Genomic DNA, 14,812 nt, shown 5'->3' with positions numbered 1-14,812 from the left:
GCTCACGCAGTAAAAACCGATTGATGCTGTCGTGGCTTACCTCTGCCAAGATTTCTGAGAGCCGTACACAACTGACGTATTTAGGCTCAGCTAGTAGGAATAAGGTGTAGAGAGGGCTATTACACTGGGCTGTAGATGGTTTTGATCGCTGGCGCATGCTGACCAGAAGGCTAAGAGGATGTGATTTATTTTACCACCCATAATCTGCCTGCTCTGTCAATGCGTAAGTCCTATAAGAGATTTAATCTTTTAGCCAGTGAGCCACATCTCTGGCAAAATAGGTCAAAATCAAATCAGCACCTGCTCGTTTTAAGCCGGTAAGCGTTTCTAAAACAATCTTTTTCTCATCAATCCAGCCCTGCTGAGCGGCGGCTTTGATCATGGCGTATTCGCCACTCACGTTGTAAGCAGCAATGGGCAAATTCGTCTGCTGTCGAATCTGATAGATGATGTCCATATAAGCGAGAGCCGGTTTTATCATGACGATATCGGCTCCTTCAGCAATATCGAGCGTGACTTCTTTGAGGGCTTCTTTGCCATTGGCAGGATCCATTTGGTAGGTTTTTTTATCGCCAAACTTGGGGGCAGAGTCGAGGGCATCGCGAAAGGGGCCATAGTAAGCCGAGGCATATTTGGCGGAATAGGCCAAAATGCCGACGTTGATCCAGCCTTCAGCATCAAGGGCAGTGCGAATCGCTCCCACCCGACCGTCCATCATGTCGGAAGGGGCGACCAAATTAGCGCCTGCTTCTGCTTGACACAAAGCTTGTTTGACGAGCACAGCGACCGTTTCATCATTGAGAATTTGGCCGTCTTGCACAATGCCGTCGTGTCCTTCGGTGCTGTAGGGATCGAGGGCGACATCGGTGATCACTATCATATTGGGGACGGCCTGTTTAATGGCCCGAATGGCCCGAGGCACGAGTCCCTGAGGGTTGTAGCTTTCGGTGCCCGCGTTGTCTTTTTGGTCGTAGGGGATGAGCGGGAACAGAGCGATCGCCGGTATCCCTAGCTCAGCGGCAGCGGCAACTTCCGTCAGCAGCAAATCTAAGGAATAGCGATCGCAACCCGGCATCGAAGCAATTTCTTCCTTGAGGTTGCTCCCCTCCATAACAAATACGGGATAGATCAGATCGTTGACTGTCAAACGAGATTCCTGCACCATTTGGCGGAGTCCGGCTGTGCGTCGCAGCCGCCGGGGCCGATGCTGGATAGAAAGAGTGGGTGACATTTGTGGCCTCGCGAACTAAAATGAGAATGATAATCATTGTTAGTTTATATACCAGGATCGCGTTCACCTGTCTGACTAGGGCGCAAGACTAAACAAGTTGTTACACTCCTTGTAGTGAGCAGGCATCTTATGAAAACCGTTTCTTCTCTCAACTCTCGTCTGACCCGTGCGCAAAAGCAGATTCATTGTTTACTAGAGCAGTCTGGCGAGCCGCTGACGGCTCAAGCGATTTATCAGCGGCTGAAAGATCAGCAGCAGCCGACCGGACTGGCGACGGTTTATCGGTCATTGCGATCGCTACAGATAAAAGGACTCGCTCAGGCCAGAGCTTTGCCCAATGGCGAGTGGGTGTACGGCCTCACCTCTGACGACAGCCACTACCTGACCTGCCTAAACTGTGGCACCTCCGTTCCAGTTGAAGACTGTCCGGTACATTCTTTAGAAGAAAAATTAGGCCAGTCATCTCACTTCCAGATTTTTTACCATACCCTGGAGTTTTTTGGGCTCTGCGCTCCCTGCACTGGGCGTTTAGAAACTGAGAGCCCATAGGCTTGTGCCGCTACACCGGCAAAGAAACAGGTGCTATACAGTCTTCTAGCAGTTGTTGAATAGCGTCTTTGTCCAAGTCGCGTCCAATGAACACGAGCTGATTGCCACGAGGGCCTGACCACTCATCATCTTCAAGCTGGAATCGCTTGCCCGTGAGCTGAAAGAAATGTCTAGCTGGGCTCTCTTGAAACCAAAGAACGCCTTTGGCGCGAAAGACATTTTCGGGTAGATGATTATCTAGAAACTGTTGAAATTGTCTGAGGGTGAAGGGGCGATCGCGCTGAAAAGAAACGGACATAAAGCCATCATTTTCTAGATGGCCTGAATGATCATGATGATGCCCTGAGTGATCATGATGCTCGTCGCGCCCTGAGTGATCATGATGATGCCCTGAGTGGTCGCTGTGTTGAGCCTTGTGAGATTGGGCGGCGATCGCCTCAGCCGCTTTCTCCTGGTAGGCTCCGTTTTCTCCTATTTTGATATCGATAATCAACGGTAGCGGCACTTTTCCCTGCTCAGCCCGCAAGATCCTGGCACCGGATTTAATGCCACGAATGCCTTCCTCTAATGTTTCTAATCGCTCACTACTCACCAGATCTGTTTTATTGAGAATAATGATATCGCCATAGGCTATCTGGCTAAAGGCCGCCTGAGAGTTAAAAAGATCAGGCGCAAAAGATTCTGCATCTACCAGGGTCAAAATCGAGTCGAGCCGGGTCATATCTCGCAGTTCTGTGCCCAAAAAGGTGAGGGTAACCGGTAGCGGATCGGCGACACCCGTTGTTTCGACGACCAGGTAGTCAATGCGATCGCGGCGCTCTAGCACCCGGTAAACCGCATTGCGAAGGTCGTCATTAATGCTGCAACAGATGCAGCCATTAGTCAATTCGATCATGTCTTGATCAAGCTGGACGATAAACTGGCTATCGATGTTAATGTCACCAAATTCGTTTACCAATACGGCTACTTTAAAGTCTTCAAAGGTCTCTAAAATGTGGTTGAGCAGCGTGGTTTTACCACTGCCCAAAAAACCGGTGATAATCGTGACTGGCAATCGGTTGTCATCAATAGGTAAAATTAAATCTGTTGACATGGCTGATTTCTCTAGTAAGTAAGATTTTGTCAAGACTCCAAGCTCGCAAGCTACGACAGGGCGAAGGCAGCGGTTTGGCCGGTTAAGCAATTGCTGAGCTGCTGGTGAAGCTGTAGCGGATTTAGCTGGTGGCCAATGATTACGAGCTGGTTCTGGGTGGGGCGAGTCTGAGCGTCGGGTGAAAGGCTAAGCCGCTTGCCTGCTAGCTGAAAAATATATCGCTGGTCTTGCCCCTCAAACCAGAGAATGCCTTTGGCACGAAAGATATTTTCGGAAAGCTGGTGCATGAGAAAATGCTCAAACCTGGTGAAATCAAAGGGGCGATCGCTGCGAAAAGGAATCGAGACAAAGCGATCAGTGACCAGGTGATCGGATAGCTCTCTCTCTGAAAGCGCATAGGTTTCAACATCTGCCAATCCCACATCTAAAATGGCCGATAGCGGCAAGTCAGACGAGGTTTGCAGACTACAGCTCAAGATCCGTGCATTAGACTTTAAAAGATGAATATCTTGCTTAATGGCGGCGATCGCATCGTCACTCACCAGATCAGTTTTATTCAGCAAAATCACATCGCTATAAAGGAGCTGATTGGTATACACCAGCTGTTTCAACAGTGCTGCACCAAACATCTCAGCATCGACCACACCCAAAACAGAGTCTAGCCGGGTCAAATTTTGCAGCTCTGTGCCTACAAACGTCATAATAATCGGTAGCGGATCGGCCAGTCCGGTGGTTTCTATCACCAGATAATCCATTTTCTCTTCGCGCTCTAGCACCTGATAAACCGAATCCACCAAGCTTTCGTTAATAGTGCAGCAAATACAGCCATTGCTCAGCTCCACCATATTTTGCTCAACCGAAACCAAGAGCTGAGCGTCAATATTGATATCGCCAAATTCATTTACCAGCACCGCTACCTTCAGCCCCTGAGCGTTGTTCAAAATGTGGTTGAGCAGCGTGGTTTTACCACTGCCCAAAAAGCCGGTAATCACCGTGACCGGCATTCCCTGCTTGGGTAGCGCGATGGCGTCGCCTCCCCCGGGGAGAATCGCCTGATTGGATTTTGAGGCTGACATAGGCAAACGCCCGAATTAACTTAAGATTTGATAATGATTATCATTCTTATAGCATATTGCTGGCAGTTCACGATCATTAAGGCAGCGTCAAAATAATCTGCTATGCTTTTTCGTAGGCTTCGATAATGATTATCATTTCTGTAACATCTTGACTCATCGGACATATGCTAGCGGTTCATAATCTATCGGTTAACTATCGCGGAATTGAGGCGCTGACATCGGTTTCATTGACTCTGAATCCGGGTGAATGGGTGGGCCTAATTGGCCCCAACGGTGCCGGGAAAAGCACCCTGGTCAAGGCTATTTTGGGCCTGATGCCTTACAAAGGACAGATTTTATTAAACGGGACGACGCTGAAGCGGCAGCGGCGGCAGGTGGCTTATGTGCCGCAGCGATCGCAAATTGATTGGGACTACCCCATCACCGCCTGGAATGTCGTGATGATGGCCCAAACAGCGGCCCTCGGCATTGGGCGATCGCCTAACGCCAAAGCCAAAAGATTAGTCAGCGACGCATTGGATCGCGTCGAAATGCTACCCTTGCGGCACCGCCAAATTGGCCAGCTCTCCGGCGGTCAGCAGCAGCGAATTTTTCTCGCCCGTGCCCTGGCCCAACAGCCCAACCTATTTTTGCTAGATGAGCCGTTTAGCGGCATTGACAAAAAAACCGAAGCCATCATGCTAAGCATTTTCGCCGACCTCAGCGAGCAGGGTAAAACGCTGCTCGTTTGCAGCCATGAATGGGGCGAGGCGCTCAATCGCTATCACCGCCTCTTACTGCTCAATCGCCGCGTCCTGGCCAACGACACCCCCCAAGCGGTGATGACCATGGAGAATATTCAGCAAGCCTACGGCGCAAATATTTCAGCGGCCTTACACAATCAGAATGTCATCCCTTTCGCCTGCTAGCGGTGAAGCTTACGATTTTCTATTCGATTCTAGATTCGATTCTAGGAGTTGACTGAGTTTGTGAGCCGCTTCGTGTGAATTGAGAGATGACCAAAGCAAGTAGGTTGCATCATTTTGAAGCGTTGGCTTCTCTTCTTTCGCTAACTTCGCATTCAGAAACTGCATAATTTTCAGCTTGTCTGCGCGAGGTAAAGAGAAGGCTGCATTGCTTAGATTATTGGCGATTGAATGTAAATAAAGCTTAAGCAAACTATCTGGCATCGCAGGGACGATTATACTGAAACTTTCTACCTAGTCTGCGATATAGGGTGATTAGACGGACAAATTCCCACCTATGTGTCCTCACAGGGTGATTGGGCTGAATTATTTCCATCTAACTAGCTATATAGGGTAATTAGGTGGGAAGCTTCCCTCTAATTAATAGTTATGCTGCTAATTTCTCTGCTGGGTGTGATGAGGTTTTTCTAGGGTGTATCTGAGTTTCTTATTGAATTTGTTTTTAGAACTTAGGTAACTTTATGAGCATTGATGTACGGGCTAATGAATTGATTGGAAACGGTGGCTGGGCTGGATCTATCGCCGTTGCTGGTGGCTTTGTTTATTTGGCAGATGCGGCAGGGGATCTGAGAAGGGGTGAACTTGACTCTTCTATAAACACTACAGTAATTGGTAAAGGTGGTTGGACTGGATCTATCGCGGTTGCTGATGGCTTTGTTTATTTGGCAGATGCGGCGGGGGATCTAAGAAAGGGTGAACTCGACTCTTCTGTAAACACTACAGTAATTGGTAAAGGTGGTTGGACTGGATCTATCGCGGTTGCTGATGGCTTTGTTTATTTGGCAGATGCGGCGGGGGATCTAAGAAAGGGTGAACTCGACTCTTCTGTAAACACTACAGTAATTGGTAAAGGTGGTTGGACTGGATCTATCGCGGTTGCTGATGGCTTTGTTTATTTGGCAGATGCGGCGGGGGATCTAAGAAAGGGTGAACTCGACTCTTCTGTAAACACTACAGTAATTGGTAAAGGTGGTTGGACTGGATCTATCGCGGTTGCTGATGGCTTTGTTTACCTGGCAACACCTGATGGGAATCTGTTGCGTGGGAGTATAAATCCTTCATCTACTCCACCTGTTTTTCCTATCAAAGGATCTCGACACGATGATGTCGCAGGGGGGCACATGCAAACAGACTTTTCTCTCGATGTAGGAGGAACGTTAAGTGCCGTAACAAGAACTTGGACGAATGTGAAGTTAAAAGGATTCACTGGCTCAGTTGCTGTTGTGCTAACCGATGGTGATAAAAAACTACTTTGGGCTTTACCTCCTCGAAAGTATGGTGTTGATGGCAAGTTGGTAGGTGACAATGATAGGCACGACAACTGGAGCGAGACAGTACCTTCAGGCATTATCAATCAAGTTCGTGGATATGCAATTCTCCAGCAACATGATCCTAAGTGGTTAAGTCTTGCAGGAGAAAGAGCAGAGCAATTTTTGGACTGGCTGAATTCAGACGAGGGTAAAGCAACAATTGAAACAGTTGCGACTATTGCAGTCATGTTGTAGCCCGCAGCCTAACAACCCGGCTGGAGCGGACTGTTGGAAGATCTTGGTGGTGTTGCAAAGTTTACTTGCAGCCGCTCAGCCGGAACGTTAGACCGCTGAGGTCTCGGTTGAGGTGGTTCTTCAAAGTTATCTGTGGATGCATCTGACTTTTCTATGACTTTTTCCTGACTCCCTAAGACGGGTGTAATTAAAAGTGTCAGTCAAGATTCTGAAAGCCCTGAAAATACGTACAGCAGGCATTACCGATTTATGGGCTTTCAATATGAATTTCTGAAAAAACTGCCACTTTTAATTACACCCCCCTAAGACTGACGAGGCAGGTATGTAGAGATTGGATTTAACCCAACTAAGTTTCAAGAGGAATTTATGTTCAAGACAACAGCAGTAATTGGTCTCGCAACAGCGGTAATGAGTTTCGTAACAGTTCCTGCCTACGCTGATGGTGTATTCTCGACCTCAAACTTGAGGATTGGCGATGTAAATCTTTCTATCAGCAGTGATGGTAGAGTTCTTACTAAGGCTGATGCAAACACAGGGCAACAGAGAGGACAGCAGAACTTTAGAGAATTCTACGGCATGATGTGGGAGCCTTCAAACAGTGTTCTCTTTGTAGCAGGTATCTTGGAGGGTAGTAATCAACCTGTACTCGTGAAAATTCGCTCTACTGGCGGCGGTGGAAATAACATGTTTGCTCTGACTTCAGATGGTGGTTCAGCCCCTGGATACAACTACCGTTTAGGTTCACAGTTGATGACGGTTAGTAGGATGAGCTACAACGGTAACTTACAAATTGACAACGGTTCAGGAGTTCTCTATCAAATTAGAGGGGTTGGTGGCACTGGGAATAACATGTTTGCTTTAGCCAACAGTGCGGCATGTCAAACAGCGCCAGGATACAACTACTTTATTGGTTGTACAGCCGTTAATTCCCTATCTCCTCAACAGGCATTCCCACTGCAAGGTTCTCAGTTTACGGAACTAGGTGATCACCGCCGAATGGAAACGAGTGTCACTATCTCTAACAATGGACGTGTAGATGGTGTAACTCGTATCTGGACGGACAAACAATTGAAGGGTTTTACTGGTGCCGTTGCTGTCGTGATTACTGATTCTGCTGGCAATGTTTTACACGTCACTGTACCTCAAAGTTATGGCGTTGATTGCCGTCGTTGTCCTGGTTCTAGTGACCGTACTCAGCAGTGGTCTGATGCAGTGCCTTCAAATGTTCTTGGTCGGGTAGGAGGATATGCTATCATCCACACCACTAATCCGCGTGATAGATGGCGGGATTGGTTAAGCACCGCTAGAGAAGCAGCAACAGAAGTTAGGGCCATATACACGGAGTTCGGCAATTAATAGCATAGAACAAACTATATAGTGTTTTGGTAGAGCTTGTGTTGTCCACACGCTGTCTAACAATTCTGGTGCAGCGGATTGACCGAAACCGCTTGCGGTGTTGAAAAGTTATCGGCAACCGCTGACCAGAGCCGTTAGACTGCTAAACCTCGGTTGAGGCAGTGGCTTGCAAGTTTATCCATTGGTGTTTATCCGGAAATTGTCTATGTATAGACGAAGCCTTCTACAGGATGCTTGTTTTTGAACGAAGAAGTTATAGCCCTACAATCTCACTTTTATGAAAATTCGCCGCAACGCTCTATTTTGTCTCAGCGCATTTCTACTAAGTTTTCTCCTAATCATTAATCCATTAGGAGTAGGTAAATTATTTGTAGACCAAGTTCAGGCTCAAGCAGTGCCTCGTCCTTATGTCATTCTAGTCAACGGTAATGCAGATTGTTGCGTTTGGGCAGAAACCAACAGTTTGTATATGGATGAGCTCTGGAATATACCAAATGCTGAATTTAGAATGACCGCCTGGGATCACTTTCAACATGGAGGAAGACAAAGGCGGAATATTGATATTGGCTTTCTGGGAAGCTACTCCACATCTAACGACAGAGATTTTATTAATCAAGCTTCTGATTTTATTAATAATCAACTTGACCAGAATCGTCCTTTGATTATCATTGGTCATAGTTACGGCGGTGATTCAGTACTAAAACTAGCCCATCGAATTAACCGAAAAATTCAGTTTCTAGGAGTAGTTGATCCAGTTGGTGCTGGAGGATTTCGCACTCCTATTCGGAATCATGGCGTCCCTTCTAACGTTGATTACTTCTTTAATCGATGGCAGGAGAATGCTTTTGCTACAGACAACATAGTTCCCTTTGACAGCCGGGGAAGTGGGTCAATTAATGGTTGCCAAGCTAGAACTTGCGATCAACAGGCGGAGAATCTTGCTAGAAATGCAGATGGTTCAGCGATTAGGGTTTCTTGTGGTTCAGCGGAGATCACTTGTGATGGGTATCAGCCTTGGCCCGGAGGCTCCAACGGGACTAAGCAAAAACGTTTGACTCATAATCCGATGCCTAGCGATGCTTACATTCAGCGTCAAATTTTGGATCGGATCAGCAACGTGCTAGCTTCCTATACGCCGGTTAGCTTTCCTATCAGCGTTCGGAAGGTGTTCATCAAGTCCGCTCACGGTAATTACTGGCTTAACCATCACATCGCGAGCAGAGCTATTAGTTTGGCAGACCAACCCTACAATCCCTCAACTGGAGCATATGATGGTGAACTTTGGGAGATTGTCGATGCTGGAGGTGGCAAGGTATTCATTAAGTCCGCTCACGGTAATTACTGGCTTAACCATCACATCGCGAGCAGAGCTATTAGTTTGGCAGACCAACCCTACAATCCCTCAACTGGAGTATATGACGGTGAACTTTGGGAGATTGTTGACGCTGGAGGCGGTAGGGTATTTATCAAGTCTGCCCACGGTAGCTACTGGCTAAACCACGGGATAGCAGGCAGAATTATCAATTTGGCAGACCAACCCTACAATCCCTCAACTGAAGCATATAACGGCGAACTTTGGCAGATTGCTAATAGGTAATCTTCCGCCATAAAAGTAGTCGCCTCGACAGATAGTGGTCTAACAATGTGCGCTGAGCCAGACAGCCCTAAAATAGAAAGACCCCTAACCCCATTCCATATGAGTGAAACTGTCTACATCGAAACCAGCATCTTGGGATATCTCACAGCCAGATCAACTAAAAACCTGATCCTGGCTGCAAACATAGAAGTCACAAGGGAGTGGTGGGAGTCTCGCCGAAGTGCCTTCACTCTCTATATTTAAAAAGTTGTCCTAGATGAGGTGGCGCGGGGAGATCCTGAGATCGCGGCTAATCGTTTGGAAATTCTCAATGAAGTTCCCTTGGTTGAACTCAATCCGGCTGTACGAAGTCTAGCCGCCCAATTTCTTTCCCGAAGCAACCTTCCTCCCAAGGCTTCTGATGATGCAGTTCACATTGCTGCTGCTACCGTCCACGGCATGGATTACCTGTTAACCTGGAATTGTAAGCATATTGCAAACGCACAGATTCAGAGGGAACTTGAAGAGATTAGCTTTGACTTTGGATATCAGTTACCTGTAATTTGCACTCCCTACGAACTACTAGGAGATTGAGCGATGTGGCAAGATGAGATTCTAGATGAGATTCATAAGATTCGTGAAGAACATGCCGAGTCTTTTAACTATGATTTGGATGCAATGTTTGCAGACTGGCAAAGAAGACAGTCAGAAGGCGGAAGAGAGGTTGTCAGCTTACCGCCAAAGCGCGGTCTAACAACACGTTGGAACGGACGGGCGGGAGATCTTGACGAGGATGCCGAAGAGAATAGCCGCCGCTCAACTTAGCCGTTAGACGGCTAATCTGTATGCTGGTGGCTATTGTCAAGGCTTGTTAGGTTGGCTATGCTAATGACACATCAGTCTTGGTACGCTTTTATGGGCAATCAGCAGACTGTGTTAACGGCATTGGGCTGTGCGGGTTCTTTGGCTGTGGTGCTAGCGATGGGTAGTCCGGCGATCGCCAACCCAGTTACGGCAAATTTAGTGACGATCCCTGATGCTTCTTTAGATTACGGCTTGCCTGTTTTGGTTCAAAATGAATCTAACCCAATCATAGACGCGCTAGGCTGTACCTGTGCGGTTTGTACCGGTGGGGTACAGCGGCCTATCTTTTAGCGGCCTATTTTTGAAGTCTAATTGAGGGTAGTCCTAAACGAGTAAGGATATTTCTGTCAATTAGGGGATGTGTGATCGCTCCCCCCTTACCGATAATGTAGGCGTAGCAATCCAAACCTTCTCCGTGTTTTCCCTTTTGCCCGCTTGTCCCAGTTGCGATTCTGAAGCTGTCGTTAAAAATGGCTTTATTCACAACGGTAAACAGAATCATCGTTGTCAAGATTACGGGCGGCAATTCGTAGCGAACCCTGAGAACAAGATTATTAGCGACGAAACGAAGTCGCTGATTGATAAACTTCTGTTAGATGTTAGAGAAGATTCCGATGGCTGGCATTGCTAGCGTCGTTAACGTTTCTGAGCCATGGCTGCAAGGGTATGTCAATGAAAAATACGCCTCGGTGCCCCGCCAAGTGAACGTTCGGCCAAAAAAAAGGCCGCTTGACGATTCAGTGCGACGCAGCTTGGTCTTTTGTCGGCAATAAGGGCAACAAGCAGTGGATTTGGCTGGCTATTGACGCAGCAGCCGGAGAGATTGTCGGGGTCTTTATCGGTCGGCGTAGTCGAGTCGGCGCACGAGGACTCTGGCGCTCGCTGCCGCCTATCTACCGACAGTGTGCTGTCGCTTACACAGACTTCTGGGAAGCTTACGAGCAGGTCATTCCGAGCAAACGTCACCGCCCGGTAGGAAAAGAAACGGGACAAACCAACCGCATCGAACGCTTTAATTGCACCTTACGTCAACGGGTATCGAGATTAGTGCGTGAAACATTGTCGTTTTCTAAGAAGTTGGAAAATCATATGGGTGCCATTTGGTACTTCATTCACCACTACATAGATCTCCTTCTCCTACTTCAGCACTTACACTTAACTTATGAGAGCCGCACGAAACGAGTCATTTCTATCTGCTCCCTCCGATTCCCTTCAAGTTTCTGGATTTCCTTTGGGAGATCGAGATGTGGATTCCGCTAGCCACATTTTCGGACTGTCTGTACCTATCCATAGTGGCTACTTCATGGTGCGGCGTAGCGCGATCACTGGAAAACTCATGAATCCTTTAGGATACAAGATTCTGATTGAAGTGTTGGGTCGTGGAGATATCGAACGGATTGCTGAAGCCGGTTACAGCTTCCATGAGCGTGAAGAGGGAGAAAGTAAAGTTACTCGGAATCAACATAAGGAATACATCCACCACCTGTTGCGACTACGATTTTCAACCGGATGGCTGGGACAGATTCGGCAACGGATTGACTTTCCGATTAGTCGCTTCATCCGGTTTATTCTGGTTGGATTTACCGGACTTGCTGTTGATATGGGTTCCCTATATCTACTTTACGATGTCTTAGGCTTAGGGCTTACCCGCAGTGCCATTCTTGCTGCGGAGCTTGCAATCATCAACAACTTCTTCTGGAACGATCTTTGGACTTTTGGAGACCTTTCACAGCATCAGCGGCAACGGCGTAAGGTGCTTAAACGATTGGCGAAGTTCAACATCATCTGCCTGATGGGACTAATTCTAAAGGTTTTGCTATTAAATGCTCTCTTTAATGGCTTACATTTAAACGCCTATTTAGCAAATTTCCTGGCAATTATCGCCGTCACCATCTGGAACTTCTGGATCAATCTCAAGCTCAGTTGGCGCGTAACTGAAACCAAGTAAACATTAGGCTTAGAAATCAATGGATCTATTTGCATTTTCAAAGACCCTTATATATGGGGTCAAAAGAAGAGCTTCAAAGCGTCATTTTGCTATTGGAATACTGATAGCAATTTTCATTATTTGTTTTACGTTTAGACTAATCCCAGACCCCTCATTAGACAGAGCGATTTTTGTTTCTGTGGCAGAGTATCTACTCTCAGGAAATCGGCTTTATATCGACATTTATGACAATAAAGACCCTTTGTTCTTTTATGCTGTGTCAATGCAACGATTATTCGGACCGTTAGGTGAATACCTATTTGAGTTGTTAATGGTAACTATAGCAGCAGTATCCGCTTATGACATTTCGCGCATTGTCGAGCACACTGGCGTGATGCGTAAAAGACTTCTGCTGATTGCAGTACCTCTGCTTGTAACGGGGACTTTCTGGCTTCCAGGATATACGCATCTGCCCGCTACAGCATTCAGCCTATTGGCATGCGCGCTCTTTCTCAGAAAAAAGATGCTATTTGCCGGAGGATGCATAGGATTAGTTGCATTTACGAAAGTGATCATGTTTCCTCTGCCCGCCGCCTTTTGCCTTACTTATGAATTTATTTTGTGGGATAATAAAGTTAGCCGCAAACATTTCAATCGCATAGTCATAGGATTCATGTCCGTTTCCGCGATAATGATCATAATACTTCTCACTAGGCATGAATTACTTGGCTATCTGCAAGCTCAGCAAAATAACTTTTTATATTCCAACAGTGTGTTGGTAGACAATAGCAGCCTTGGAAACTCTTTTGCTTCGCATCTTCGGACGATGTTCCTGGGATCCAAGTCGAAGTTGCTTTTACTATTCTCAGTAATAGCAAGCATGGGCTTTTCTGGATATATGGCAACTCAATCCAGGGTGGAGAAAAAGATCAAGGCTTTTTTGATTGGCACACTCGCAACGTACATCATTTCAATAATAGTATTGGGGTTGACAGGTATATGGGATCACCACCACCAGCTAATATACTTCTCGCAAACTCTTATGTTGATTTACATAGCAATAAGCCTTAATTCAAAGAAAGCCTTTGCTAAGTCATCATTTGGAATTGCAATTGTAGTTCTAGCGATCCTACTCAGCGGGACACTTAACTTGCGTCATTATGTTGCATCCTCAGGGGTAATAATGACAAAGACTTCATACTTAACTCAAGAGTCACCTGAAACCGAAGCTTTCAGGGCTATATATCCAAATGGAGCAGGATTTGCAAGGCTTGGTCAAAACTCTAGTGTGATACCACACGGAGCAGCCAATGATAAACTCCTGTGCCCAGAGTTTGGTCAGTATCCTTTCTATTCTCCTGAAAGATTTAGGCATATTCTTGACTGCGCCAAAACAGTGCCGGCACTAATTGTTGATGGCTCATTTGCGCATTTGGACAAGGTACCTGACTGGTGGCCAAGAGAGGCTCAGAAACAAATTATGATGGAGAATTGGAATGATTTTGTGACAGCGGGAGAAAGCATGATTAAAACGCAGTACTCTTGTAAGAAGCTAGGGAACATTAGAATATGCAATTCTGTTGCAAGATAGTGGTGCTTCTAGTTTGATGGAGTAAAAGCAGAGTTTGGAGATCGTCCCCGTGTGACAGTGCGATCTCCTTTCGCTATAACTCCTTACCTGATGACTTCCACCACTTCAGCGATCGCCGGCTAACCCTTGCGTGCACCGGACGGACTGGCAATCTCAGGCTTCGTTTCAATGCTACCTGCCGCCGGTGACGCTTACCGTTATGCCGGTGCCTATTGCCAGGATTAGGCAGGTTGGCTATGCTAAAAGCACACCTATCTTGGTAAGCTTTATGAGCAATCAGCAGACTGTGTTGACGGCCCTGGGCTGTGCGGGTTCTTTGGCTGCGGTGCTGGCGATGGGTAGTCCGGCGCTTGCCAACCCAGTCACGGCAAATTTAGTGACGATCCCTGATGCTTCTTTAGATTACGGCTTGCCTGCTTTGGTTCAAAATGAATCTAACCCAATCATAGACGCGCTAGGCTGTACCTGTGCGGTTTGTACCGGCGGGGTGCAACGACCTATTTTTTAGCGGCCTATTTTTAAAGTCTGACTGAGAATTTAAAAACACCCTCAGGCAATATTTTTGATGGCTTTGTTGCGTAAAGGAAACTCGAAATGACGCGATCGCTGAGTTTTTTCGATACAGCGTCGAGAGTAGACATTCTCATTTTCTGAGGGAGATTATTGCTGGCCGAGACAGCTCCGCTAAGAAGTCCCTCGGGGAGTCCGCTTACTCTTGATAGGTTGGCTCTAGTGAGATTGGCTTGGGTTAAATTGGCCTGCGCGAGGCAGCACTGTTGTAGATTGGCCAATATCAAAAAGGCATTCGTCAAATTCGCCTGGGTGAGATCGGCCTGGTTCAACTGCGCCAAAATTAAAAAGGCTCCGGTAAAATCAGCCCGTCTCAAGTTGGCCCCCCTGAAGTCAACACCCATAAGCGACGCGCCTCTGAGATCAGCGCAGCTAAGGTCAATATCGCGCAGGCACTGATCGCGTAAGAAAACACCCTTGAGCTTAATGCCACGGAAATCTCGCTCGCCGAGTCGATATTGTTGCAAAAGTTCTTCTGCGGTCATGTAGGTGCCCATAGTTTATGTCAC

The 14,812-nt window shown here is 47.0% G+C and carries 14 protein-coding genes and 3 pseudogenes; 12 read left to right on the top strand and 5 right to left on the bottom strand.

The genetic code is table 11. The annotated features are described in order from the left end of the window. Together CKL79_RS18175 and hemB are read right to left on the bottom strand one after the other, a co-directional pair. A pseudogene (locus CKL79_RS18175) lies at window positions 1-157 on the bottom strand (IS701 family transposase); the annotation flags it as partial. A gap of 84 nt (window positions 158-241) precedes the next feature. Beyond that, window positions 242-1,231: a porphobilinogen synthase gene (gene hemB, locus CKL79_RS18170; protein WP_121970979.1), complete on the bottom strand. Its 990-nt coding sequence runs from the start codon at window positions 1,229-1,231 to the stop codon at window positions 242-244. A gap of 129 nt (window positions 1,232-1,360) precedes the next feature. On the opposite strand from hemB, the gene CKL79_RS18165 reads away from it, so the two are divergent. Continuing rightward, window positions 1,361-1,780, top strand: a complete 420-nt coding sequence (locus CKL79_RS18165) for a Fur family transcriptional regulator (RefSeq protein ID WP_121970978.1) — start codon at window positions 1,361-1,363, stop codon at window positions 1,778-1,780. Between the two features lie 10 nt (window positions 1,781-1,790). Here CKL79_RS18165 and CKL79_RS18160 read toward each other — a convergent pair whose 3' ends face one another. Then, window positions 1,791-2,873, bottom strand: a complete 1,083-nt coding sequence (locus CKL79_RS18160) for a GTP-binding protein (protein WP_121970977.1) — start codon at window positions 2,871-2,873, stop codon at window positions 1,791-1,793. 50 nt (window positions 2,874-2,923) lie between these two features. Next, window positions 2,924-3,949: a GTP-binding protein gene (locus tag CKL79_RS18155; protein WP_121970976.1), complete on the bottom strand. Its 1,026-nt coding sequence runs from the start codon at window positions 3,947-3,949 to the stop codon at window positions 2,924-2,926. 164 nt (window positions 3,950-4,113) lie between these two features. Between CKL79_RS18155 and CKL79_RS18150 the strand changes: the two genes are divergently transcribed. The 11 genes and pseudogenes from CKL79_RS18150 to CKL79_RS23255 all read left to right on the top strand — a co-directional run bounded on the left by CKL79_RS18150 (window position 4,114) and on the right by CKL79_RS23255 (window position 14,241). Then, the gene (locus CKL79_RS18150) at window positions 4,114-4,857 is read left to right on the top strand and encodes a metal ABC transporter ATP-binding protein (protein WP_121970975.1); all 744 of its coding nucleotides are present in this window, start codon (window positions 4,114-4,116) and stop codon (window positions 4,855-4,857) included. 518 nt (window positions 4,858-5,375) lie between these two features. Beyond that, window positions 5,376-6,419 (top strand): PQQ-binding-like beta-propeller repeat protein, encoded by a 1,044-nt coding sequence (locus CKL79_RS18140; protein ID WP_121970974.1) that lies wholly within the window; start codon window positions 5,376-5,378, stop codon window positions 6,417-6,419. A gap of 366 nt (window positions 6,420-6,785) precedes the next feature. Beyond that, entirely contained in the window at window positions 6,786-7,775 is a 990-nt protein-coding gene (locus CKL79_RS23540; protein WP_205879142.1) for a hypothetical protein, read from the top strand. Between the two features lie 277 nt (window positions 7,776-8,052). Then, window positions 8,053-9,372, top strand: coding sequence for an alpha/beta hydrolase (locus CKL79_RS18130; protein ID WP_121970973.1), 1,320 nt, complete (start codon window positions 8,053-8,055; stop codon window positions 9,370-9,372). Window positions 9,373-9,471: 99 nt separating this feature from the next. Then, window positions 9,472-9,945 (top strand): annotated as a pseudogene (locus CKL79_RS24430) (type II toxin-antitoxin system VapC family toxin). Between the two features lie 3 nt (window positions 9,946-9,948). Beyond that, on the top strand, window positions 9,949-10,176 hold the full coding sequence (locus CKL79_RS18120; RefSeq protein ID WP_121970972.1) for a hypothetical protein: 228 nt from the start codon (window positions 9,949-9,951) through the stop codon (window positions 10,174-10,176). Window positions 10,177-10,239: 63 nt separating this feature from the next. After that, entirely contained in the window at window positions 10,240-10,506 is a 267-nt protein-coding gene (locus tag CKL79_RS18115; RefSeq protein ID WP_141242233.1) for a hypothetical protein, read from the top strand. 136 nt (window positions 10,507-10,642) lie between these two features. Beyond that, a pseudogene (locus tag CKL79_RS23260) lies at window positions 10,643-11,337 on the top strand (IS1 family transposase); the annotation flags it as partial. Between the two features lie 109 nt (window positions 11,338-11,446). After that, entirely contained in the window at window positions 11,447-12,163 is a 717-nt protein-coding gene (locus CKL79_RS18100) for a GtrA family protein (RefSeq protein WP_240518951.1), read from the top strand. Between the two features lie 19 nt (window positions 12,164-12,182). After that, entirely contained in the window at window positions 12,183-13,733 is a 1,551-nt protein-coding gene (locus CKL79_RS18095) for a hypothetical protein (RefSeq protein ID WP_121970969.1), read from the top strand. Between the two features lie 268 nt (window positions 13,734-14,001). Beyond that, window positions 14,002-14,241, top strand: coding sequence for a hypothetical protein (locus CKL79_RS23255; RefSeq protein ID WP_170944108.1), 240 nt, complete (start codon window positions 14,002-14,004; stop codon window positions 14,239-14,241). Window positions 14,242-14,251: 10 nt separating this feature from the next. Here CKL79_RS23255 and CKL79_RS18085 read toward each other — a convergent pair whose 3' ends face one another. Next, entirely contained in the window at window positions 14,252-14,800 is a 549-nt protein-coding gene (locus CKL79_RS18085) for a pentapeptide repeat-containing protein (RefSeq protein WP_121970967.1), read from the bottom strand. Window positions 14,801-14,812: the final 12 nt, after the last annotated feature.

The organism is Leptolyngbya sp. BC1307 (genome assembly GCF_002286735.1).
Classification (GTDB): Bacteria; Cyanobacteriota; Cyanobacteriia; order Phormidesmidales; family Phormidesmidaceae; genus Phormidesmis.
Note: the sequence above shows the minus strand (reverse complement) of the source record. Positions and strands in the feature narration are given on the sequence as shown.